This is a genomic window from Sphingopyxis sp., from assembly GCF_035250425.1.
GTDB lineage: Bacteria > Pseudomonadota > Alphaproteobacteria > Sphingomonadales > Sphingomonadaceae > Sphingopyxis.
Genome location: NZ_DATFFD010000245.1, coordinates 1 through 20,407, shown reverse-complemented (window position 1 = coordinate 20,407; position 20,407 = coordinate 1). Strand labels below are relative to the sequence as shown.

18 protein-coding genes are annotated in these 20,407 nt (G+C 65.8%); 6 read left to right on the top strand and 12 right to left on the bottom strand.

The window, feature by feature from the left end; translation table 11 throughout:
- The 7 genes from dxr to rpsB all read right to left on the bottom strand — a co-directional run.
- Positions 1–980: 1-deoxy-D-xylulose-5-phosphate reductoisomerase (gene dxr / locus VJ811_RS14985; RefSeq protein ID WP_324073761.1), on the bottom strand; the 980-nt coding region annotated here is incomplete at its 3' end.
- 1 nt (position 981) lies between these two features.
- Entirely contained in the window at positions 982–1,659 is a 678-nt protein-coding gene (locus VJ811_RS14980; protein WP_324073759.1) for a phosphatidate cytidylyltransferase, read from the bottom strand.
- Between the two features lie 3 nt (positions 1,660–1,662).
- Positions 1,663–2,376 carry a polyprenyl diphosphate synthase gene (gene uppS, locus VJ811_RS14975; protein ID WP_324073758.1) on the bottom strand — a complete coding sequence of 238 codons (714 nt, stop codon included), beginning with the start codon at positions 2,374–2,376 and terminating at the stop codon, positions 1,663–1,665.
- A gap of 96 nt (positions 2,377–2,472) precedes the next feature.
- A complete protein-coding gene (gene frr, locus VJ811_RS14970) occupies positions 2,473–3,027 on the bottom strand; it encodes a ribosome recycling factor (protein ID WP_324073756.1) in 555 nt (184 codons plus the stop codon).
- Between the two features lie 15 nt (positions 3,028–3,042).
- Complete coding sequence (gene pyrH / locus VJ811_RS14965; protein WP_324073754.1) at positions 3,043–3,774, bottom strand: UMP kinase; 732 nt, start codon at positions 3,772–3,774, stop codon at positions 3,043–3,045.
- A gap of 238 nt (positions 3,775–4,012) precedes the next feature.
- Entirely contained in the window at positions 4,013–4,939 is a 927-nt protein-coding gene (gene tsf, locus VJ811_RS14960) for a translation elongation factor Ts (protein ID WP_324073752.1), read from the bottom strand.
- Between the two features lie 133 nt (positions 4,940–5,072).
- Entirely contained in the window at positions 5,073–5,930 is an 858-nt protein-coding gene (gene rpsB, locus VJ811_RS14955; RefSeq protein WP_324073751.1) for a 30S ribosomal protein S2, read from the bottom strand.
- A gap of 323 nt (positions 5,931–6,253) precedes the next feature.
- On the opposite strand from rpsB, the gene VJ811_RS14950 reads away from it, so the two are divergent.
- On the top strand, positions 6,254–6,514 hold the full coding sequence (locus tag VJ811_RS14950) for a hypothetical protein (protein WP_324073749.1): 261 nt from the start codon (positions 6,254–6,256) through the stop codon (positions 6,512–6,514).
- Here the strand turns inward: VJ811_RS14950 and VJ811_RS14945 are convergent.
- Together VJ811_RS14945 and VJ811_RS14940 are read right to left on the bottom strand one after the other, a co-directional pair.
- Positions 6,498–7,271, bottom strand: a complete 774-nt coding sequence (locus VJ811_RS14945) for a phosphatidylcholine/phosphatidylserine synthase (RefSeq protein WP_324073747.1) — start codon at positions 7,269–7,271, stop codon at positions 6,498–6,500. The genes VJ811_RS14950 and VJ811_RS14945 overlap by 17 nt on opposite strands.
- The gene (locus VJ811_RS14940; RefSeq protein WP_324073745.1) at positions 7,272–8,006 is read right to left on the bottom strand and encodes a phosphatidylserine decarboxylase; all 735 of its coding nucleotides are present in this window, start codon (positions 8,004–8,006) and stop codon (positions 7,272–7,274) included.
- Positions 8,007–8,247: 241 nt separating this feature from the next.
- On the opposite strand from VJ811_RS14940, the gene VJ811_RS14935 reads away from it, so the two are divergent.
- Together VJ811_RS14935 and VJ811_RS14930 are read left to right on the top strand one after the other, a co-directional pair.
- Positions 8,248–9,462 carry an NADP-dependent isocitrate dehydrogenase gene (locus tag VJ811_RS14935; protein ID WP_324073743.1) on the top strand — a complete coding sequence of 405 codons (1,215 nt, stop codon included), beginning with the start codon at positions 8,248–8,250 and terminating at the stop codon, positions 9,460–9,462.
- Between the two features lie 250 nt (positions 9,463–9,712).
- On the top strand, positions 9,713–11,497 hold the full coding sequence (locus VJ811_RS14930) for a cation:proton antiporter (protein ID WP_324073741.1): 1,785 nt from the start codon (positions 9,713–9,715) through the stop codon (positions 11,495–11,497).
- 10 nt (positions 11,498–11,507) lie between these two features.
- Here the strand turns inward: VJ811_RS14930 and VJ811_RS14925 are convergent, their stop codons facing one another.
- Positions 11,508–14,447, bottom strand: coding sequence for a M16 family metallopeptidase (locus VJ811_RS14925; protein WP_324073739.1), 2,940 nt, complete (start codon positions 14,445–14,447; stop codon positions 11,508–11,510).
- Positions 14,448–14,534: 87 nt separating this feature from the next.
- Between VJ811_RS14925 and VJ811_RS14920 the strand changes: the two genes are divergently transcribed.
- A complete protein-coding gene (locus tag VJ811_RS14920; RefSeq protein WP_324073736.1) occupies positions 14,535–15,392 on the top strand; it encodes a carbon-nitrogen hydrolase family protein in 858 nt (285 codons plus the stop codon).
- Between the two features lie 106 nt (positions 15,393–15,498).
- Here the strand turns inward: VJ811_RS14920 and VJ811_RS14915 are convergent, their stop codons facing one another.
- Positions 15,499–15,732, bottom strand: coding sequence for a hypothetical protein (locus tag VJ811_RS14915; RefSeq protein ID WP_324073735.1), 234 nt, complete (start codon positions 15,730–15,732; stop codon positions 15,499–15,501).
- A gap of 172 nt (positions 15,733–15,904) precedes the next feature.
- Positions 15,905–16,699, bottom strand: coding sequence for an NUDIX hydrolase (locus VJ811_RS14910; protein ID WP_324073732.1), 795 nt, complete (start codon positions 16,697–16,699; stop codon positions 15,905–15,907).
- 123 nt (positions 16,700–16,822) lie between these two features.
- Between VJ811_RS14910 and VJ811_RS14905 the strand changes: the two genes are divergently transcribed.
- Positions 16,823–17,458: a DUF4126 domain-containing protein gene (locus VJ811_RS14905; protein WP_324073730.1), complete on the top strand. Its 636-nt coding sequence runs from the start codon at positions 16,823–16,825 to the stop codon at positions 17,456–17,458.
- A 162-nt stretch (positions 17,459–17,620) separates the two neighbouring features.
- On the top strand, positions 17,621–20,407 hold a 2,787-nt coding region (locus VJ811_RS14900), incomplete at its 3' end, for an autotransporter-associated beta strand repeat-containing protein (protein WP_324073729.1).

The following is a 20,407-nucleotide window of genomic DNA, read 5'->3' as shown; positions in this document are numbered from 1 at the left end:
GCGGCGTTGAGCTGCGCCGGGCGCGCGCCGCCCTCGGCGATCGCGGCGCGGCAGAGCGCGGTCGCGGGGAAGCGGACCTCGTCGGGCGCCTCGAAATCGAGCCGCGCGATGGCGGCGAGGTCGAGCGGCGCGCATGGCGTCGCCATCCGCTGCGGCCAGGCGAGCGCGCTGCTGATCGGGATGCGCATGTCGGGCGAGCCGAGCTGCGCCAGCGTCGAGCAGTCGATATATTCGACGAGGCTGTGGATCACCGATTGCGGGTGGACGAGGATTTCGATGCGGTCGAGCCCGACGGGGAACAAATGGTGCGCCTCGATCAGTTCGAGCCCTTTGTTCATCATCGTCGCCGAATCGACGCTGATTTTCGCGCCCATCGACCAGTTCGGGTGCGCCACCGCCTGCGCCGGCGTGACGCGCGCCATGTCGTCGGCGCTCATCGTGCGGAACGGTCCGCCGCTGGCGGTCAGGATGATGCGGCGCACCTGGTCGATGCGTCCGCCCGCGAGGCACTGGAAGATCGCATTATGCTCGCTGTCGACGGGCAGGATCGTCGCGCCGGACGTGCGCGCCACCGCAGTCATCAGTTCGCCCGACGACACGAGGGCTTCCTTGTTGGCGAGCGCCACGTCGTACCCGGCCGCCAAGGCGGCCATGGTGGGTGCAAGGCCCGCGGTGCCGACGATGGCCGCCATGACGAGGTCCGTGGGTCGCTGCGCGGCTTCGACCAGCGCGTCGGCGCCCGCCGCCACTTCGATGCCAGTGCCGGCCAGCGCTTCGGCGAGTTCGGCATAGCGCGCTTCGTCGGCGATCACCGCGATGTCGGGGCGAAATTCGCGCGCGAGCTTCGCCAGCTCGGCAACGTCGCTGTTCGCGGTCAGCACGCCGATCTGCCACGCCTCGCCGTCGCGGCGCACCAGATCGAGGGTTGATTGCCCGACCGATCCCGTCGCACCGAACAGCGAGAGGCGGCGCTGCGTCATCTCAGCCCGCTGCCCGCACGGCGATCTGGCCGGCGAACGCGAGCGCGCCGAGGAGCAGCGCGACCGGCAGCACGCCGTCGACGCGGTCGAACAGGCCGCCGTGGCCGGGAATGAGCTTGCCCGAATCCTTGACCCCGGCGCGGCGCTTCATCCAGCTTTGCGCGAGGTCGCCGAGCTGCGCGAGCAGCCCCATGAACAGGCCGATCCACAGCGGGACGCCGACAATGCCCGCGCGGTCGCCGATGGTGGCGCTGGCGATCAGCGCCGCGACCACGCCGCCGATGAGCCCCGACCAGGTCTTCGACGGGCTGATTTTGGGCGCGAGCCTTGCGCCGCCAAAGGCGCGGCCGGCGAAATAGGCGCCGATGTCGGTCGCCCAGACCATGCCGAAGACCCACAGCGCCGCCGTCATGCCGAGCGTGTCGCGGATGAACCAGAGCCCCGCCATCGCGCCGAGAACGAGGATCGGGCCGAGCAGATTGAGGCCCGCCTTGGCGCCGCCACTGAGGGCCATCGCCTTCACCAGCTGGAACCATTCGACGAGGACCAAAGCGCCGCCAACGAGCAGCAGCAGGCCGAAAGCGAGGCCGCCGAACCACAGTGCGGTGCCCGCGATCGCGAACAGGACGATCGCCGACCCGATCCGCACCCACAGATCCGATTTACCCGCTGTCGCCATGCCCTAAAGTCCCCCGTAACGGCGGTCGCGCCGTGCAAATTGGTCGAGCGCTGCTTTGAGGTCGGCCGGTTTGAAATCGGGCCACAGCTTGTCGGTGAAATAGAGTTCGGCATAGGCCGACTGCCAGAGCAGGAAATTCGACAGCCGCACCTCGCCCGAGGTGCGGATGAGCAGGTCGAGCGGCGGCATGCCGGCAGTGTCGAGATGCGCCGCGATCGCCTCCTCGGTGATCGCGCCCTCGGCGGCGGCGGCGGTCGCGGCGCGGACCAGCTCGTCCTGCGCGCCATAGTTGAGCGCGACCGCGAGCGTCGTGCGCTTGTTGCCCGCGGTGCGTTCGAGCGCATTTTCGATCAGCGCGACGACATCGGGCGCGAGCGCGCGCCAGTTGCCGATCACCTTCAGCTTCACATCGTTCGCGGCGAATTCATCGAGGTCGGACAGGATGAAGCGTTTCATCAACCCCATCAGGTCGCTGACCTCTTCCTCGGGCCGCTTCCAGTTTTCCGAACTGAAGGCGTAGAGGGTCATCGCCTCGATCCCGAGGTCGCCCGCGGCGCGCACGATATTGCGCACCGCCTCGACCCCAGCGCGATGGCCGGCGACGCGGGGCAGCAGGCGCTTTTTCGCCCAGCGGCCATTGCCGTCCATGATGATGGCGACATGGCGTGCGCCGTGAGTGGAAACAGTCACCGAAAAAACCTCAAAATCCGTTCGCATCGAGCGAAGTCGAGATGCCCGTCGGCGTAGCGCAAGGTCGACGGGTGTCTCGACTTCGCTCGACACGAACGGTCGAGAGGACGGAATCACGCGTCACTAGCCCAGGATTTCCTTTTCCTTGGCGGTCGCGGCGGCGTCGAGTTCGGCGATCGTCGCGTCGGTCAGCTTCTGCACCTCGGTTTCGTGGCGCTTGCGCTCGTCCTCGCTGATTTCCTTCTTATTCTCGTCGGCCTTCAGATTGTCCATGCCGTCGCGGCGGACGTTGCGCACCGCGATGCGCGCCTTTTCGGCATATTGGCCGGCGAGCTTCGACAGTTCCTTGCGGCGCTCCTGCGTCATTTCGGGGATCGGCAGGCGCAGCATCTGGCCGTCGACGATCGGGTTGAGGCCGAGCCCCGCCGAGCGGATCGCCTTGTCGACCGGGCCGACGTTCGACTTGTCCCACACCTGCACCGACAGCATGCGCGGTTCGGGCGCGCTGACCGAGGCGACCTGGTTCAGCGGCATCTGGCTGCCATAGACCTCGACCGTCACCGGATCGAGCAGCGCGGTGTGCGCGCGGCCGGTGCGGAGGCCCGCAAGGTCGCTCTTCAGTGCCTCGACCGCGCCGTGCATGCGGCGTTCGAGGTCGGCCTTGTCATATTTCGCCATCGTCTTTTCCTCTTCTTATGCGTGGCCGGCGGCGTCGCTGACGACGGTGGAAACCCCCTCGCCCGCCAGCACGCGCGCCAGATTGCCGGGTTCGCGGATGTTGAACACGACGATCGGGATATGGTTGTCGCGGCACAGCGCCACCGCGCTCGCGTCCATCACCTTCAGATTGTCGGCGAGCACGCGGTCATAGCTCAGCGTGTCATAACGCACCGCGCTCGGGTCCTTCTTGGGATCAGCGTTATAGACGCCGTCGACGCTGGTGCCCTTGAGCAGCGCATCGCATTTCATTTCTGCGGCGCGGAGCGCGGCACCGCTGTCCGTCGTGAAATAAGGCGCGCCGACACCCGCGGCGAAGATCACGACGCGGCCCTTTTCCATATGGCGTTCGGCGCGGCGGCGGATCACCGGCTCGCACACCTTGTCCATTTCGATCGCCGACTGGACTCGCGTTTCGACGCCGAGCTGTTCGAGCGCATTCTGCATCGCGAGCGCGTTCATCACGGTGGCGAGCATGCCCATATAATCGGCCTGCGCGCGGTCCATGCCCTTGGCAGCGCCCGCCATGCCGCGAAAGATGTTGCCGCCGCCGATGACAAGGCAGATTTCGAGCCCGCGTTCCTTGGCTTCCTTGACCTCGGCCGCCATGCTCGCGACGGTTTCGGGGTCGATGCCGAAGGGGCTGGAGCCCATCAGCGCCTCGCCCGACAGTTTCAGCAAGATGCGTTTCATGCCGGGCAATGCCATCGTGTTGGGACCTCTAGTCAATCGATCAATATGCGAATGGCGCGCACCCTAGTCAGAGTACGCGCCATTGCCAAGCGGACTGCTGCCTCGATCGATGGCGTCCCCCCCACCCTTCGTCACCCCGGACTTGATCCGGGGTCCATCTGCCGTCGAGGGCTCGAATGGATGCCGGATCAAGTCCGGCATGACGAGAAATGGGGAACCGGCCTATGCCGAAACCCGCAGCCCAATCCTCTTTTTAGACGCCGGCTACCGCCGCGACTTCCGCCGCGAAATCGCTTTCTTCCTTCTCGATCCCTTCACCGAGCTGGAAGCGGACGAAGGCCTTGAGCGTCACGTCCGCGCCGACATCCTTGCCGGCGGCGGCGACGACTTCGGCGACCGGGGTCTTGCCGTCCATCACGAACAGCTGCGACAGCAGCGCGTTTTCCTTGCGGAACTTCGCGATCGCACCGTCGACCATCTTCGAGACGATGTCGGCGGGCTTGCCCGACTGGGCGGCCTTTTCCTCGGCGATCGCACGTTCGCGCGCGACGAGGTCGGCGTCGAGATCGTCGCCGTTCAGCGCCAGCGGGTTCGCGGCGGCGACGTGCATCGCGAGCTGCTTGCCGAGCGGTTCGAGAACGTCGGCACCCGCGGTCGATTCGAGCGCGACAAGCACGCCGATCTTGCCCATGCCGGGTGCGGCGGCGTTGTGGACATAGCCCGTGACGACGCCCGAGTTCACCGAGACGATGACGCTGCGGCGCAGCGACTGGTTTTCACCGATCGTCGCGATATTGCTGGTCAGCTTCTCGGCGACGGTTTCGCCGCCCGGATAGGCGGCAGCGCCGAGCGCTTCGATGTCCGAGATATTGCCGGCGAGCGCGACCTGCGTCACGTCGCGGACGAATTCCTGGAACTGCTCGTTCTTGCCGACGAAGTCGGTTTCGCTGTTCACTTCGACCATCGCGCCGCGATTGCCGTCGGTGGCGACGCCAACGAGGCCTTCGGCGGCAACGCGGCCGGCCTTCTTGGCGGCGGCGGCGAGGCCCTTGGTGCGCAGCCAGTCGATCGACGCTTCGATGTCACCGTTGTTTTCGGCGAGCGCCTTTTTGCAGTCCATCATGCCTGCGCCCGTGCGGTCGCGCAGTTCCTTGACGAGAGCGGCCGTAATTTCAGCCATGGAAAAATCCTTTCAAAAGGGCGAGCCCATCTGGCCCGCGGGACGCCCGCGCGCATGGCGGGGCGATAAGTCAAAGGGATGACAGGGACGGCGCGCGCCTGTTGCCGCGCCGCCCCGTCATGCCCGAGAGCGACTAGGCGTCGCTCTGACGTTCGGTTTCGGCGGCAGCTGCGGCCGGGACCTGTTCGTCTTCAGTCACCGGAGCGGCAATTTCTTCAGCAACCGGAGCGGCCGCTTCTTCGGTCAGCACGGCTTCGGCGGCGGGCTCGACAGCGGCGCCGAGATCTTCGCCGCGGTTCGCGCGGGCCTGCTGGCCGCCACGGGTCGCCGCCTGGGCGACCGCATCGCAATAGAGGCGGATGGCGCGCGCGGCGTCATCGTTCGCCGGAACCGGGAAGGCGATGCCGTCGGGCGAGACGTTCGAATCGAGGATCGCGACGACGGGGATGCCAAGGACGTTGGCTTCCTTGATCGCCAGCTCTTCCTTGTTCGCGTCGATCACGAACATCACGTCGGGAATGCCGCCCATGTCGCGGATGCCGCCAAGCGACATTTCGAGCTTGTCGCGCTCGCGCGTCTTGTTGAGCACTTCCTTCTTGGTGAGGCCCGAGGTGTCGCCCGAGAGCTGCTCTTCGAGCGTCTTGAGACGCTTGATCGAACCCGAGATCGTCTTCCAGTTGGTGAGCATGCCGCCCAGCCAGCGGTGGTTGACGAAGTGCTGACCCGAAGCGCGCGCGGCGTCGGCGATCGGACCCTGCGCCTGGCGCTTGGTGCCGACGAACAGGACCTTGCCGCCGGCGGCCGAGGTCGAGGCGATGAAGTCGAGTGCGCGCGCAAAGAGCGGCACGGTCTGCGACAGGTCGAGAATGTGGATGCCGTTGCGCGCGCCGAAGATGTACGGCTTCATGCGCGGGTTCCAACGGTGGGTCTGGTGGCCGAAGTGGGCGCCAGCTTCGATAAGATTCTGCATCGTGACGACAGGTGCCGCCATAGTCTTTCTCCTTCCGGTTGGTCCTCTGGAAAGCAAGAACCGAAGGCCCGCAAGCGGACGATCCGGCACCGGTTTATGTGCGCCTTCCATGTGGAATGGGCGGGCCGTTAGCCGCCTTGGCCGCCAAAAGCAAGGGGCGTGCGCGCCTTTTCGCGTTCAATGGAGGCGCAATGGAGGATGGGCTCCAGACTCAACTCGGCGACAAAGTGACTCCGTTCGTCGCAAAAGCGTTGAGAACAAAACGGGAACATGGAACAAAAAGTTCAACGAAACCGCCGCTGGTCAACAAAGGTTTCGCACATAGACGCCGAAAGGACAAGATCATGGTTCAGGTCGCAGCCGCTCTCCTCTTCGCCCTCGCCGCCGGGCTCGGCGTCACGGTGATCCTGGCCATGCTCAAGAATAACGAGAATGCGATTCTCTCGGCGCTGCTCGGCGAAGGCGCCTTCCCGGCCGCAACCGCACCGCAGTCGGGTCCGCTTCCGCAGAAGATGACGCTGCGCCGCTCGCCGGCGCGCCGCGATGCCCCGCGCCCGATCCGCGCCGCAGCGCGCATGCAGCCGGCGCTCAGCCGCGCCGCTTGATCTTCGCGTAGCTAACAAGCCCGAAGGGCAGCATCACCATATAGAGCGCGCACACTGCGAGCAACGTCTGCCAGGGCGCGGTGACGAGCGCGGCGCCGAGCAGGCCCACCCCCGCCAGTGCGAACAGGCGCCACGACCGGCGAAGCCGGATCGACGACCAGCTGTAGGTCGGGATCGCCGAGATCATCAGCATCGCGATGGCGAGCGCCCAGGGCATTACGACATACCATTCGCGGAACAGGTCGTTCCCGGTCACCAGCCACAGATAGACGGGTACGAACGACAGTCCGGCACCCGCGGGCGCCGGAATGCCGGTCATGAAGCCCGCCGATTTGTGCGGCTGGAAATCGGCATCCATACGCGAATTGAAACGCGCGAGGCGCAGCGCGCAGCACACCGCGAGCGCCAGCGCCGCGGTCCAGCCGAATTTGGGGGCGTCGGCAAGCGACCAGAGGAAGAGGATCATCGCCGGCGCGACACCGAAAGCGATCACGTCGGACAGCGAATCCAGTTCGGCGCCAAACTTGCTCTGCGCGCGCAGCAGCCGCGCGATACGCCCGTCCATGCCGTCGAGCACCCCGGCGACGATGATCATCGTCACCGCCGCGGTCCATTCGCCGCCGATCGCAAAGCGCACGCCGGTCAGCCCCGAACAGAGCGCGAGGATGGTGATCGCATTGGGCGCGAAGGCGCGCAGGCTGACCCCGGCGATGCGGCGCCCCGCGGCGTCGGGAACGACCTGCTCGTCCTCGGTCATTTATTGACCGATCCCGTCGATCGTCTCGGCGGTGCCGATCCGCGCAACGACCGTCTCGCCGGCGAGCGTGCGCTGGCCGAGCAAGACCTGCGGCGTCGTTCCCGCGGGCAGATAGACGTCGACGCGGCTGCCGAAGCGGATCAGCCCGACGCGCTGGCCGGTGGTGAGTTCATTGCCCATCGTCACGAACGGCATGATACGCCGCGCGACAAGGCCGGCGATCTGGGTGAAGCCGACGCGCACGCCATCGGCGCGCTCGACGACGAAATGCTGGCGTTCATTCTCTTCGCTCGCCTTGTCGAGATCGGCGTTCACGAACTTGCCGGGAATATAGACGAGCTTGCGCAGCGTCCCTGCGACGGGGGTGCGGTTGATATGGACGTCGAAGACGCTCATGAAAATCGACACGCGCAGCATCGGCGCGGCGCCCAGCCCGTCGGGGCCGGAGATTTCGGGCGGCGGCGGCACTTCGGCGATCTGGGTGACGAGCCCGTCGGCGGGCGCGATGATGACATCACTCCCCGCCGGGGTCACGCGCACCGGGTCGCGAAAGAAGGCGCCGACCCACAAGGTCACGCCCAGCATCAGCCAGCCGAGGATTTCCCATCCGAGCAGCCAGAAACAGAGGGTCACGATACCGGCGATCAAAAGGAACTTGCGGCCTTCGGGATGGATCGACGGCCAGTGCCATTTGATACCGCCGCCGGGGCGGTTCGAGGATATGATATTGGACATGGCCTGTCTTCTAGGGGGCGCTCCAACACCTGACAATGAATAAGGTATTGGGCTGGTTCCGCGCATTACCGTCGCCCCTTCGAAGACGGGGCGACGATCGGCCAATTAAATAGGGACTGTCCCTATTTAATTGGCCGCCGGCTTTTCACGCCGGGCGTTCCCACCGCGGCGGTTGATCAATCGCCCCGCTTTGCCTAAGGCCCGCTGCAACTCCGACTCCCCAAGGAAAAAGGCTGAACGCATGGGCAAGATCAAGGTAGCCAACCCGGTCGTCGAACTCGACGGCGACGAAATGACCCGGATCATCTGGCAGTGGATCCGCGAGCGGCTGATCCTCCCCTATCTCGACATCGACCTTCATTATTACGACCTCGGCATCGAGGAACGCGACCGCACCGACGACAAGATCACCGTCGAGGCCGCGAATGCGATCAAGAAACATGGCGTCGGCGTGAAGTGCGCGACGATCACCCCCGACGAAGCGCGCGTCGAGGAATTCGGCCTGAAAAAGATGTGGAAGTCGCCGAACGGCACGATCCGCAACATCCTCGGCGGCGTCGTCTTCCGCGAACCGATCGTGATGAAGAACGTCCCCCGCCTCGTCCCCGGCTGGACCGACCCGATCGTCGTCGGCCGCCACGCGTTCGGCGACCAATATAAGGCGACCGACTTCCGCGTCCCCGGCCCCGGCAAGCTGCGCCTGGTGTTCGAAGGCGAGGACGGCACGCTGATCGACGAGGAAGTGTTCCAGTTCCCGTCGTCGGGCGTCGCGATGGGCATGTACAATCTCGACGATTCGATCCGCGACTTCGCGCGCGCCAGCCTGAACTATGGCCTCGCGCGCCAGTGGCCCGTGTATCTGTCGACCAAGAACACGATCCTGAAAGCCTATGACGGCCGCTTCAAGGACCTGTTCGAGGAAGTGTTCAACGCCGAATTCAAGGCGAAGTTCGACGAGATCGGCATCGTTTACGAACATCGCCTGATCGACGACATGGTCGCCTCGGCGCTGAAATGGTCGGGCAAGTTCGTCTGGGCCTGCAAGAATTACGACGGCGACGTCCAGTCGGACACCGTCGCGCAGGGCTTCGGCTCGCTCGGCCTGATGACCAGCGTGCTGATGACCCCCGACGGCCAGACCGTCGAATCCGAAGCCGCGCACGGCACCGTCACGCGCCACTATCGCATGCACCAGCAGGGCAAGGCGACCTCGACCAACCCGATCGCGTCGATCTTCGCGTGGACCGGCGGGCTCAAGCACCGCGGCAAGCTCGACGGCAATGCCGAGCTGATCAAGTTCGCCGACGACCTCGAAAAGGTCTGCGTCGCGACGGTCGAAGGCGGCAAGATGACCAAGGATCTGGCGCTGCTGATCGGTCCCGACCAGAACTGGCTGACCACCGAAGGTTTCTTCGAGGCGATCGTCGAAAATCTCGAAAAGAAGATGGGCGCCTGACGTTCCATACCCTTCCCCCTTGATGGGGGAAGGATACGCAGCCTTATCGCGAAGCGATTAGGCGGAGTTGGATGGGGGTGATGGTGCGTCTTGGCACCGCCGTTTCAGACCGAGATCACACCCCCACCGCTGCGACTAGCCAGCAAGCTGGCAAGTCTCGCTGCCTCCCCCATCAAGGGGGAGGATTAGGGCTGGTGAGCGACGATAACCACCTAGCCAATCGGGGCCGGCCTGCATAAGGTCGGCCCTTATGGTATCGGAAACAGAAACCTCCGCCATCGGCAACGCGCTGGTGGTCCTCGGCGCCGCGGGCATCGTGATCCCGGCGTTCGCGCGGTTCCGCCTGCCCCCCGTGATCGGCTTCATCCTCGTCGGCCTGCTCGCCGGGCCATCGGGGCTCGGCGAGCTCGCGGCCGATTATCCATGGCTGAAACACATCACGATCCGATCGACCGAGGACATTGCGCTCTTCGCCGAATTCGGCATCATCCTGCTCCTCTTCTCGATCGGGCTCGAGCTGTCGTTCCGCCGCCTGTGGCAATTGCGCAAACTGGTGTTCGGCATCGGCGCCGCCGAGCTGCTGCTCGGCGGGCTGATCCTCGGCGGCGCTTTATGGCTCATCGGTGGCTATTCGACCCCCGCCGCCTTTGGGCTCGGCATCGCGCTCGCACTCTCCTCGACCGCGCTGGTGCTCCCGATCGCGGGGACCAAATCGGCGGTCGGCCGCGCCTCCTTCTCGATGCTGTTGTTCGAGGATCTGGCGATCGTCCCGATCATCTTCATCCTCGGCGCGCTGGCACCCAGCGCCACGGGCGACAATGCCGAACTGCTGCTCACCACGCTGTGGCAAGGCGCCGTGGTCGTCGCGGCGCTCGCGATCGGCGGCTGGTTCCTGCTCCCGCGCATCTTCGCACAGGCCGCGCGCGCGAAGGATCCTGAACTCTTCCTCGCCGCCAGCCTGCTCGTCGTCATCGTCGCCGCGCTCGCGACCGCAGCGGTCGGGCTGTCGCCCATCGTCGGCGCCTTGCTCGCCGGCCTGATGATCGCCGAGACCGAATATCACAACGAGGTCGAGGCGATCACCGCGCCGTTCAAGGGGCTCGCGCTCGGGGTGTTCCTGATCAGCGTCGGCATGGGGCTCAATCTCAAGACAATCGCCGAGCAATGGCCGCAGCTGGTCATTGCGGTCGTCGGCGTCGTCGTGATCAAGGCGCTCGTCACCGCGGCGCTGCTGCGCTTTTCGAACGTCGCGCGGCGCGGGACAGCGGCCGAGGTCGGGCTGCTCATGTCGAGCCCGTCCGAAACGACCCTCATCGTGCTCGCGACGGCGTTGCAGGCGCAGCTCATCAGCCGCGACACCGCCGAATTCTGGCAGCTGGTGACCGCGATCGGCCTCACCATCACGCCGCTACTCGCGCGTATTGGTCACGACATCTCGCGGCGGATCGAGATGCGCAGCGAAGGCGAGAAGCCCGACGAGACCCCCGAGGGCCGGACGGTCGTCGTCGGTTTCGGTCGCGTCGGGCATACCGTTGCCGAACTGCTGCGCGAACATGGCAGACCCTATATCGCGGTCGACGCCGATATCGACACGGTCGCCGCCGCACGGCGCGACGGCTTCATCGTCCGCTTCGCCGACGTCGCCCGCCCGGGCAGCCTCGACAAGCTGGGGGTCGAAACCGCCAACGCCATCGTCCTCACCATGGACGACCCGGTGCAGCAGCTTCGAATGACGCGCCAGCTTCGCCAGAAATATCCCGACTTGCCGATCATCAGCCGCGCGCGCGACGCCGACCATGCCGCCACCCTCTATCAGGCAGGGGCGAGCGACGCGGTGCCCGAGACGCTGGAAAGTTCGCTGCAGCTCGCCGAGGCGGTGCTCATCGACCTCGGCGTCGCGATGGGGCCGGTGATCGCGTCGATCCACGACGTGCGCGCCAAGATGCGCCACGACATCATGACCAAGGGCCAGCTGGAACGCGAGCCACGTATCCGCAAGACCCGCCGCCCCATCGAGAGCAGCAAGAAGGCTTAGGGTTCTAACCCTAGCGCCCGCCCGCCGCGGGTGCCGGAGCCGGCGCCGCACCCAGGGCCGATGCATCGGCCAGCGTCATCCCCTTGGGCAGGATCGCCAGCGACCATTGGCGCGCGGGCGTCAGATATTGCCGCGCCAGCCGCTGAACATCCGCCGCGGTGACCGCCGAAATATCGTCCTGGATCGACAGCGCCGCCGCGGTGACGCGGGGGTCGCGCGTCGCGCCTTCGAGCAGGAACATCCAATAGACATTGCCCGTCGACGCGCGCGCGACCTGTTCGCGGATCGGCCCGGCGTTGCGCGCCAGTTCGTCCGCGGTGATCGGCTTTGCGACCAGGTCGGCGGCGATGTCGCGGGCGATGCCGTAAAAGCGGTCGAGATCCTTCGGCGCGAGGAGGCTGCCGACGAGCAGATAGCCGCCGGTGTCGAAGCCCGTCGGCCAGTGGCTGTCGACCACCGGGCCATAGCTGGCCCCCTGTTCGGCGCGGAGGCGGTCGAACAGGCGGTCGTTGAAGATCGCCGCGAGCACCTCGAGCCCGCGCGCATCGCGCGGGCTGGCAAGGCCGCCGCCGGTCGGCCAGGCGGTCATCGCCGCCGCCTGTCCCTGCTCGCCGCGGTGATAGGCGATCTCGGGCACGGTGACATGCTTGGCGAAGTCGACGCGCTGGCCAGCCGGCGGCGCGAGGGTCTGACGCGGCGGCAGCGCGCCGAGCGTCTCGGCGAGGATCTTCTTGTAGTCGACCGTTTCGAGGTCGCCGAAAATCTGCACCTCGATCGGCCCGCTGGCCAGACGCGGTTCCCAGAAGGCGCGGAAGGCGGCGGGGGTCAGCGCCTCGATCTGCGCCTTGTCGGGCGCCGCCCAGCGCGCGTCATTGTTGGTCAGCCAGCCGCGCAAATTGCGGTCGAGCACCGCGTTGGGGGTCGCGTCGTTGAGATCATATCCGGTGAGGAAACCGATGCGCAGCCGTTCGACCGGCGCCGGATCCCAGCGCGGTTGGGCGAGCTTGCCGGCGATCAGCCGCATCTGGTCGGCAAGGTCGGCGGGCCGGCTTTCGGCCGACAGTTCGAACGCATCGTCGTCGATCGCGAAATTCATCTGGATCTGCCGGCCGTTGGTCAGCTGATCGATCTCGTTTTGCCCCCATGGGCCGATCCCGCTGGCGACAAGCGCATAATCGCCGGTCCAGAGCAGGTTCGGCGCGTCGGCGGCAACGCTGCGGTTGCCGGTGCCGAAGCGCACATTGACGCGCACCTTGCCCGGCTCGACCTTGTTGTTCGACACCAGCGCGGTCACGCCATTGGCAAATTCGATCCGCTCGGCGCGCAGACCGAGGAGAGGGCTGGTCGCGGCGATCGTGCCCGGCTGGCCGACGACCGGAAGCTGCTTGAAATCGGCCTTCACCGTCGCGAGCCGGTCGTCGCGCGCGGTCACCGGCGCCTTCAGCGCGGCAAGCACCGCCGCGTCGCCGCCCGCCGCCGTCGGCGTGGTCAGCACGACGCGGGTCACCGGCGCGGCGAAGATCGCCTTGCTGATCTCGAGCATCACCTTCGGCGTCGCGGAGGCGCGGATCGCCTTGAACATGTCGACCTGCCCCTGCGGACTGGTCACCGTTTCGTTGATGTCGACCGCCCGGACCATGTCGTCGGCGAGCCGTGCGCCGGGCTCGTTGCGCGCATTTTCCAGTTCCTTGGCGAGGAAGGCCTGGATCTCGTTGGCCTCGCGGTCGATGTCGGCCTGCGACGGCGGGTTTTTCACCGCGTCGGCGATCACGCCGCGCACGTCGGCGAGCGCGGCTTTCCAGTCGCTCAAGGGAACGATCGACGCCATCGTCACATCGGCGCTGCGGCTGACATATTGCTGCTCGACCGTCGCGACCAGATAGCTGCCGCCGGTGCGCGCGCGGTTTTCCAGCCGGCGGTTGACCAGCGCCTGCGCGATGAATTCGAGATAGAGCCGCCGTGTATTTTCCACCGTGTCGACGCGCTTTTTCCACGGGCGCACCATCGCGAGCGTCAGCGCGAGCGGCTGGTTCGCCTCGACGATCTCGCGCGCTGCGGGTTCCTTGGGATCGGGCTTGCCGAAATCGGGATTGGCGGGGTTCGGGCCGTCGGCTTTCCAGTCGCCATAATATTTCGCCACCAGCCCGGCGAGCACCGCGGGATCGGCGTCGCCGACGATGACCACGACCGCGCGGTCGGGGCGATACCAGCGATTGTGGAAGGCGGCGACCGAGGTCGCGTTCGCCTTGCCCAGCGACGCGGTGGTGCCGATCGGCGAGCGGTCGCCGAGCAATTGCCCCGCGAACAGATGCGCATTGGTCGCGTCGGCGATCCGCTTTTGCGGGCCGTCGGCTTCGCGAAGCTCGGACATCACGACGCCGCGCTCGGCGGCGACCGCGAGTTCGGAGATGCGCGGTTCGCGGACCATGCCCGACAGCAATTTCATGCTTTCGTCGAGATTGGCGGGCGTGATGCTCGGCAGGTCGAGCTGATAGACTGTCTGCGTCGGGGTCGTCTGGGCGTTCGAATCGCTGCCGAAGGTGACGCCGAACCGCTGCCAGATGCGCTTGGCTTCGCCGTCGGGAATATGCTCCGATCCGCGGAAGGTCAGATGTTCGAGCAAATGGGCGTAACCGCGCTCCTCATTGGTTTCGAACATCGAACCGACGTCCATGCGGACGCGGATCGACACCTGCCCCGGGGGCACGCCGTTGTTGCGGACGGCATAGCGCACGCCGTTGGGAAGAACCCCGAACTGCCACGCCGTATCGCGCGGAATGTCGCTGCCGACATAGAGCCAGTCACCACTTTTCGCCGGGGCACCGGCGGTTTTCGCCGCCGTCCCCTGGGCGCCGACGGACGGTCCCGTCAGCAGCAACGCAGCAGCGGCGCCGGCAAGGAGAAGCGATCGAGTCAAACGAAGCGGCGCGCGCCGGGAGAAAGTGAACATTGGCCCATCTTATCGCCTTCGAACCTTGCTGGCCACTGAACTGTCATGCGGCTTGTCCTGCGGACGCCATCGGCTTAGCCAGAAGCCATGACCGAAGACCCCGCCCCCCTCGCCGCTTTGATCCAGATGACCAGCGGCATCGACCCCGCCGTCAATCTGGCGACGATCGACCGCGCGATGGGCGAAGCCGCGGCGCACGGTGCCGCGATGGCCTTTCTTCCCGAAATGTCGCTGCTGCTCGACCGTGACCGCGCGCGATCGGGCGCGCATATGGCCCGCGAAGCCGACAGCCCTTGGCCCGCGGCGTTGCAGGCGATCGCGCAAAAGCACGGGATATGGCTGCATTCGGGATCGATGCCGCTCCTCGCCGACGATGGCGAACGCCGCGTCAACCGCGCCCATGTCATCGCCGCCGACGGCAGCATCCGTGCGCGCTATGACAAGATCCACATGTTCGATGTCACGCTGCCCTCAGGCGAAAACTGGCAGGAATCGGCCGCCTATGCCGGCGGCGACGCCGTGACGGTCGTCGATACGCCGCTGGGACAGTTGGGACTCAGCATCTGTTACGACCTGCGCTTCCCCGAACTTTACCGCGCGCTGGTCAATCGCGGCGCGACGGTGATCGCTATACCCGCCGCCTTCACCGTATCGACGGGCGAGGCGCATTGGTATGTCCTGATGCGCGCGCGGGCGATCGAAACGGGCTGTCATGTCGTGGCGGCGGCGCAAGGCGGCGCGCATGAAGACGGCCGGCAGACTTTTGGCCACAGCCTTGCCGTCGATCCCTGGGGTGTCGTTCTGGCCGATGCTGCGATGCCGGGAGATGCGCACTCCGGGGGTTATGCGCTGACGCTCGCCCCCATCGACGCGGCCGCGGCTGAGCGCGCCCGTCAGGCGATCCCGCTCGCGCGATCGCGGACGAACCGGACCATCGCACTCTGACCCTGTATCGCCACGCCGCGGCGACGCGTGCGCGCATCAACACCCGGAACGAACAAAGGGCCCCGAGCGAAGCTCGGAGCCCTTTGCGAAACTCTGGTTAGCCAGATCAGCCCGGGCTGGTCGGCTCGTCGTCGTCGTTGTCCGACGCGATGATGATGCCGCCAACGACAGCAACGAGAGCGAGGACAGCGATGATCCAGCTCGTGCTGCCTTCGAGTTCGCTCTGGCCGTCAACGGCCGAAGCTGCGCGTGCTGCGGGAGCAGCCGACGCGGCAACCGGTGCCGCAATCATCGAGGTAGCTGCGAGAGAGATCGCGGCTTTCTTAAGCAGGTTCATCATTTTCTCCGTCCACTGGATTACTCTTGTCGAATCACACCAGAGATTTCTCCCCGGTCTGCTTCTGCAGCGCCGTCTTAGGCACGACGTTCAGCAATTGCAACGACGTTTTGCCCTAGCCCGCCAAATGTTAGTAAATAATAAATAGGGAAAAAGTTGTTGCAAAGAACGCAGCTTACCCGCGCCGCACGCGCTCGAAGGATTCGCTGGTGACGGGATAGCCAAGATGCCCCGGGATGCAGAGATAGCTCTGCCCTTCCCGTTCCTCGATCCAGGGGGTTACCAGCTCCACCGGAAACTGGCTTGAATGCTGGGAAAATCCTGCAAAATCCGACGATTGAGCAAGACGCTCCAGGTTACGGCGGGTTGGAAAAATTACCGACACGTCGCCGCGGTCGGCCATCGCCAGCGTGTCCTTTGCGCTCGCCCAGAAAATATGGCTGTGCTCGGCCTCTTCGACCGTCAGTTCATGGCTGTGCGGCGGCGCTGCAACGACATAGAATCGTGTGTCGAACGTCCGCGCTTCTTTGAAATTGGGGCACCACCGCGCGAAAGGGACGAAGGATTCCAGCGTGATTCGGTCGCCGCGCGCCGCCAATATGTCCGAAAGCGGCGTTCCGGCCAGCAACGCCTGCCGCACCTCGGCCACATCGCTTTCGGCCAGCGCCGGCCAACCCACCGCGAGGCCCGTTTCCTCCAGCGTCTCGCGCAGCGCCGCGACCCGCGCCGCGCCGTCGGCCTCGTCGATGCCCGGCCCGTAAAGACGCGCCACCCGGTAATCGTCGGGATCGACGCGGCCGCCAGGAAACACGACCGCCCCGGCGGCGAAGGCCATGGTGACCGACCGCTTGACCATCAATATCTCGTCCGCGCCGCCGTCGTCCGCCGGCCGCATGATGACCAGCGTCGCGGCGGGAATGGCACCGTCGGGTAAGGTCTCTGACGATGGCGTCGTGGGAGTATCGATCATGAGGAAAGCGATAACCGTGCCGCACCCCCTTGTCATCCCGGCTTGTCATCCCGGCATTGCGGCGGCGCGCGGACGGGTGCAAGATGGCGCAGGGCCAAGGGATCCGGGACGGGGAGCACGGCATTGGGAATCGTCGAGATTTTGGGCGTCGCGGGCAGCCTCAGCCTCCTTGCCGGCTGGCGGCTCTACCTCACCATATTGGCGACCGGCACCGCAATGCATTTCGGCTGGCTGCCCTTGCCCGAACATCTCGCCGCCTTGCAGGTGCTCGCCAATCCCTGGGTGCTCGGCGTTGCCGCGATCGGCACCATCGCCGAGTTTCTCGCCGACAAGATCGCCTGGGTCGATTCCATCTGGGACACGGTCCACAGCATCGTCCGCCCGCTCGGCGGCGCGCTGCTCGCGCTCGCGCTCGTCGATTCGTCGGACCCGGCGTGGCAGGTGATCGCCTTCCTGCTGGGCGGCGGCGGCGCCTTGCTGAGCCACGGCGCCAAGGCGACGACGCGCGCGGTCGTCAACGTCAGCCCCGAACCCTTCAGCAACGCCGTGGTCTCGACCGGCGAGGATGTCGCGACGGGCGGCCTGCTGGCGCTCGCCATCGCCTATCCGCCGGTGGCAATCGTCATCGCGATCCTGCTCGCGGTCGCCGCGGTCATCGTCATCATCGCGCTGCGCCGGCTGCTGCGCAATATCAAGGCGACATTGAAGCGGGCATTGGGCGACGAACCGCCGGCGGCGGGCGAATTGCCGCCCGCCTAGATTCCGACCCTGGACCGTTAGAAAAACGGGCTGAAACGATGGCCCGTTAACAATTGCATAACCATCGCTGCATAGGCTATTCCACGGAAACAGCGCAATTTTTCTCGGCAATTCGACGAGGGAAAAGGGACCAGGCTGCGCCCATATAATAAGGGGAAAGCCATGCCTGCCTCGACCGCATCTAATATCTTTGGTTTCGCCTTCCGCCGGCCGCCGCGAACCCTTTCCCGGACAAGTCGTCTTCTGTCCCGAACAGCCCTTGTTTCCGGAACTATTCTGTTCTCATCCAGCCCCGTCCAGGCAGCCTGTACGACAGTAGGCAGCGTAACCACCTGCGATACGGCCGCTCCCAATCCCTGGACGGCCCGAGTTGGCGAGGGCAATACTTCAGCGGGAGACAATCGCACCGTCGAAGTCCTGGGCGGCAGCGAAATCTCCACCGGCAACGACAACGCGATCAGCCTGCGCGACAATGCCAATATCACGATTCAAAGCGGTGCGACCGTCCGCAATGCTGCCACCACCTCCAACGGGCAGTTCGGCACGGGCGGCAACACGATCGAAATCCGCAACAACGGAACGATAACGATCGCGCCGACCGGGCAGCTTCTTGCCACCGGAACCCAGGCACAGGCCGAGGCGGTGAATTTCCAGGGCGCCGGCAATATGATCATCAACAACGGCACCATCGACGCCGACAGGGCCGTCGCCATCTGGTCGCAGAATACAAGCGGGCTGAACACCGTCGTCAACAACGCGACCGGTATCATCGAGGCCGGCAACGGCACGACGAGCACCGTGATCGGCGGCTCCGGCAACGGCGCTCTCGATTTCACCAACAGGGGCATTGTCAGGGGAAGCATCAGCCTCGCGGGCGGCGACGACATCCTGCGGCTCTTCACCGGCTCGACGGTAACCGGCAGTTTCAGCGGCGGTGCGGGCAACGACCAGATTTTCCTGAGCGGCGTCGGGCAATCGACCCTGCCCGGCAATTTCGTGGGCTTTGAATCGCTCGTCAAGAACGAGACCGGCACCTGGACGCTGACCGGCACGATCACCGGTGTTACGGTCTCCGACGTCCAGGAGGGCACATTGGTGCTCACCGGCGACAATACCAATTATACGGGTCAGGTTCTGGTCCGGACCGCCGGTACGCTGGAGGCGCGCGCACAGAGCCTGCCGCCGACGGTCACGAACGACGGGCTCGTGCGGTTCGCGCAGCCCGATGGCGGAACCTATGCGGGGGCGATTACCGGCAGCGGCGCGATCGAAAAGACCGGGGCCGGCACACTGACGCTCAGCGGCGCGACCAATATAGCGGGCAGCACCGAGCTGGATGAAGGATCGCTGATCCTGGCCAGCGGCGGGACGCTCGCCACCTCCGGCGTCGCCATGGGCGCTGCGACGACGCTGCAAATAGACGGGTCTCTTACGGGCGCAGGCGGCGCTCCGGCGAACATCACCGGGGGCGCCGGCGCCCAGACGCTGATCATAAACGCGGTCTACACAGGCGACGCCAGCCTGGGCGACGGCAATGATGTGCTCGACATTGCCGGCACCGTGAACGGCAACCTCGATCAAGGTGACGGAAACGACAGTGCCACCATACGCGCCGGTGGCATCGTCCAGGGCGGCCAGTTCGTGCAGGGGCTCGGCAACGACACACTCAATGTCTTCGGAAACGTGCTGGGCCTCGTCGATCAGGGCGCCGGCGACGATTGCCTGACGGTGGAGACTGGCGGCCAGGTTTCCGGCGTCTCGCAGGGAGCCGGTAATGATTGCGTCGTCGTCAATGGCGGCGCCATCAACGGCGCCGTCAGCCAGGGCGACGGGACCGACACATTCACCATCAGCGCCGGCACGGTCACCGGCAACGTGCAACAGGGAAGCGGCATCGACGACTTCCGGATGACCGGGGGCGAGATCACCTCGCTGAATCAAGGCGATGGCCTCGATACCTTCTTCATGTCGGGCGGTCGCATCGTCGATTTCTTCGATGACGGCGACAAGGCCGTCATGACCGGCGGCCGCATCGGGCGCGTCAACATGAAGCTCGACGACAATATCTTCGACATGTCGGGCGGCACGATCGACCGCAATCTCGTCACCGGCTTCGGCAACGACACGATCATCCTGTCGGGCGGCACGATCGGCGGCAATATCAGCGTATCGGGCGGCACCGACAGCGTGACGATCACCGGCGGGTCGGTCGGCGGCGACGTGCTGATGAGCTTCGGCACCGACAGCTTCGTCTGGGACGGCGGCGGGGTGGTGCACGGCACGGTCGATATGGGCGGCGACAATGACAGCGCACGCCTCGCCAATCTGACCAACGCCAACCTCGGCCGGTCGCCGCGGATCACCGGCGGCGCCGGCACCGACGCGCTGGTTTTCGACAATGTGACGACGGGCGGTATCGCGCGGTTCGATAGTTGGGAAACGATCAACGCGACGAACGATAGCGAACTGACCTTCGACGGTTTTCTGACCCTCGGCGACGCCGGGACCGGCACCGGCAGTTTTACGCTCGACGCGTCGAGCTCCATTTTCGGCGGTGGTTTCCAGGGCGGAATTACCGCCTTCACCGCGGGCCAGCGCGCGACGCTGACCAATGCTGGGCGGATCGACCTGACCAACGGCGGCAACACGCCGGGCGACAGCTTCACCGTGCGCGGCGACTATATCGGCGACAATGGCCTGCTGCTCGTCGACACCGTGCTCGGCGACGACGCGTCGCTATCCGACAAGCTGGTGATCGACGCCGGTGCCGCGTCGGGGACGACGGGGATCACCGTGCTCAACGCCGGCGGCGCCGGCGCGGTGACGACGCAGAATGGCATCCTTATCGTCGATGCGATCAATGGCGCCACCACCGCGAGCGGCGCCTTTGCGCTCAACGATCGCGTCGCGGCCGGCGCCTATGAATATTTCCTGTTCCGCGGCGGCACG

Excerpts from the sequence above, each read along its gene's own strand:
- pyrH (WP_324073754.1), bottom strand. The coding sequence starts at position 3,774 with ATGGCATTGCCCGGCATGAAACGCATCTTGCTGAAACTGTCGGGCGAG.
- VJ811_RS14950 (WP_324073749.1), top strand. The coding sequence starts at position 6,254 with ATGGTTCAGGTCGCAGCCGCTCTCCTCTTCGCCCTCGCCGCCGGGCTC.
- uppS (WP_324073758.1), bottom strand. The coding sequence starts at position 2,376 with ATGCGAACGGATTTTGAGGTTTTTTCGGTGACTGTTTCCACTCACGGC.
- VJ811_RS14925 (WP_324073739.1), bottom strand. The coding sequence starts at position 14,447 with ATGTTCACTTTCTCCCGGCGCGCGCCGCTTCGTTTGACTCGATCGCTT.
- VJ811_RS14945 (WP_324073747.1), bottom strand. The coding sequence starts at position 7,271 with ATGACCGAGGACGAGCAGGTCGTTCCCGACGCCGCGGGGCGCCGCATC.
- VJ811_RS14980 (WP_324073759.1), bottom strand. The coding sequence starts at position 1,659 with ATGGCGACAGCGGGTAAATCGGATCTGTGGGTGCGGATCGGGTCGGCG.
- VJ811_RS14920 (WP_324073736.1), top strand. The coding sequence starts at position 14,535 with ATGACCGAAGACCCCGCCCCCCTCGCCGCTTTGATCCAGATGACCAGC.
- VJ811_RS14915 (WP_324073735.1), bottom strand. The coding sequence starts at position 15,732 with ATGATGAACCTGCTTAAGAAAGCCGCGATCTCTCTCGCAGCTACCTCG.
- rpsB (WP_324073751.1), bottom strand. The coding sequence starts at position 5,930 with ATGGCGGCACCTGTCGTCACGATGCAGAATCTTATCGAAGCTGGCGCC.
- VJ811_RS14940 (WP_324073745.1), bottom strand. The coding sequence starts at position 8,006 with ATGTCCAATATCATATCCTCGAACCGCCCCGGCGGCGGTATCAAATGG.
- VJ811_RS14935 (WP_324073743.1), top strand. The coding sequence starts at position 8,248 with ATGGGCAAGATCAAGGTAGCCAACCCGGTCGTCGAACTCGACGGCGAC.
- frr (WP_324073756.1), bottom strand. The coding sequence starts at position 3,027 with ATGGCGAAATATGACAAGGCCGACCTCGAACGCCGCATGCACGGCGCG.
- VJ811_RS14910 (WP_324073732.1), bottom strand. The coding sequence starts at position 16,699 with ATGATCGATACTCCCACGACGCCATCGTCAGAGACCTTACCCGACGGT.
- VJ811_RS14930 (WP_324073741.1), top strand. The coding sequence starts at position 9,713 with ATGGTATCGGAAACAGAAACCTCCGCCATCGGCAACGCGCTGGTGGTC.
- tsf (WP_324073752.1), bottom strand. The coding sequence starts at position 4,939 with ATGGCTGAAATTACGGCCGCTCTCGTCAAGGAACTGCGCGACCGCACG.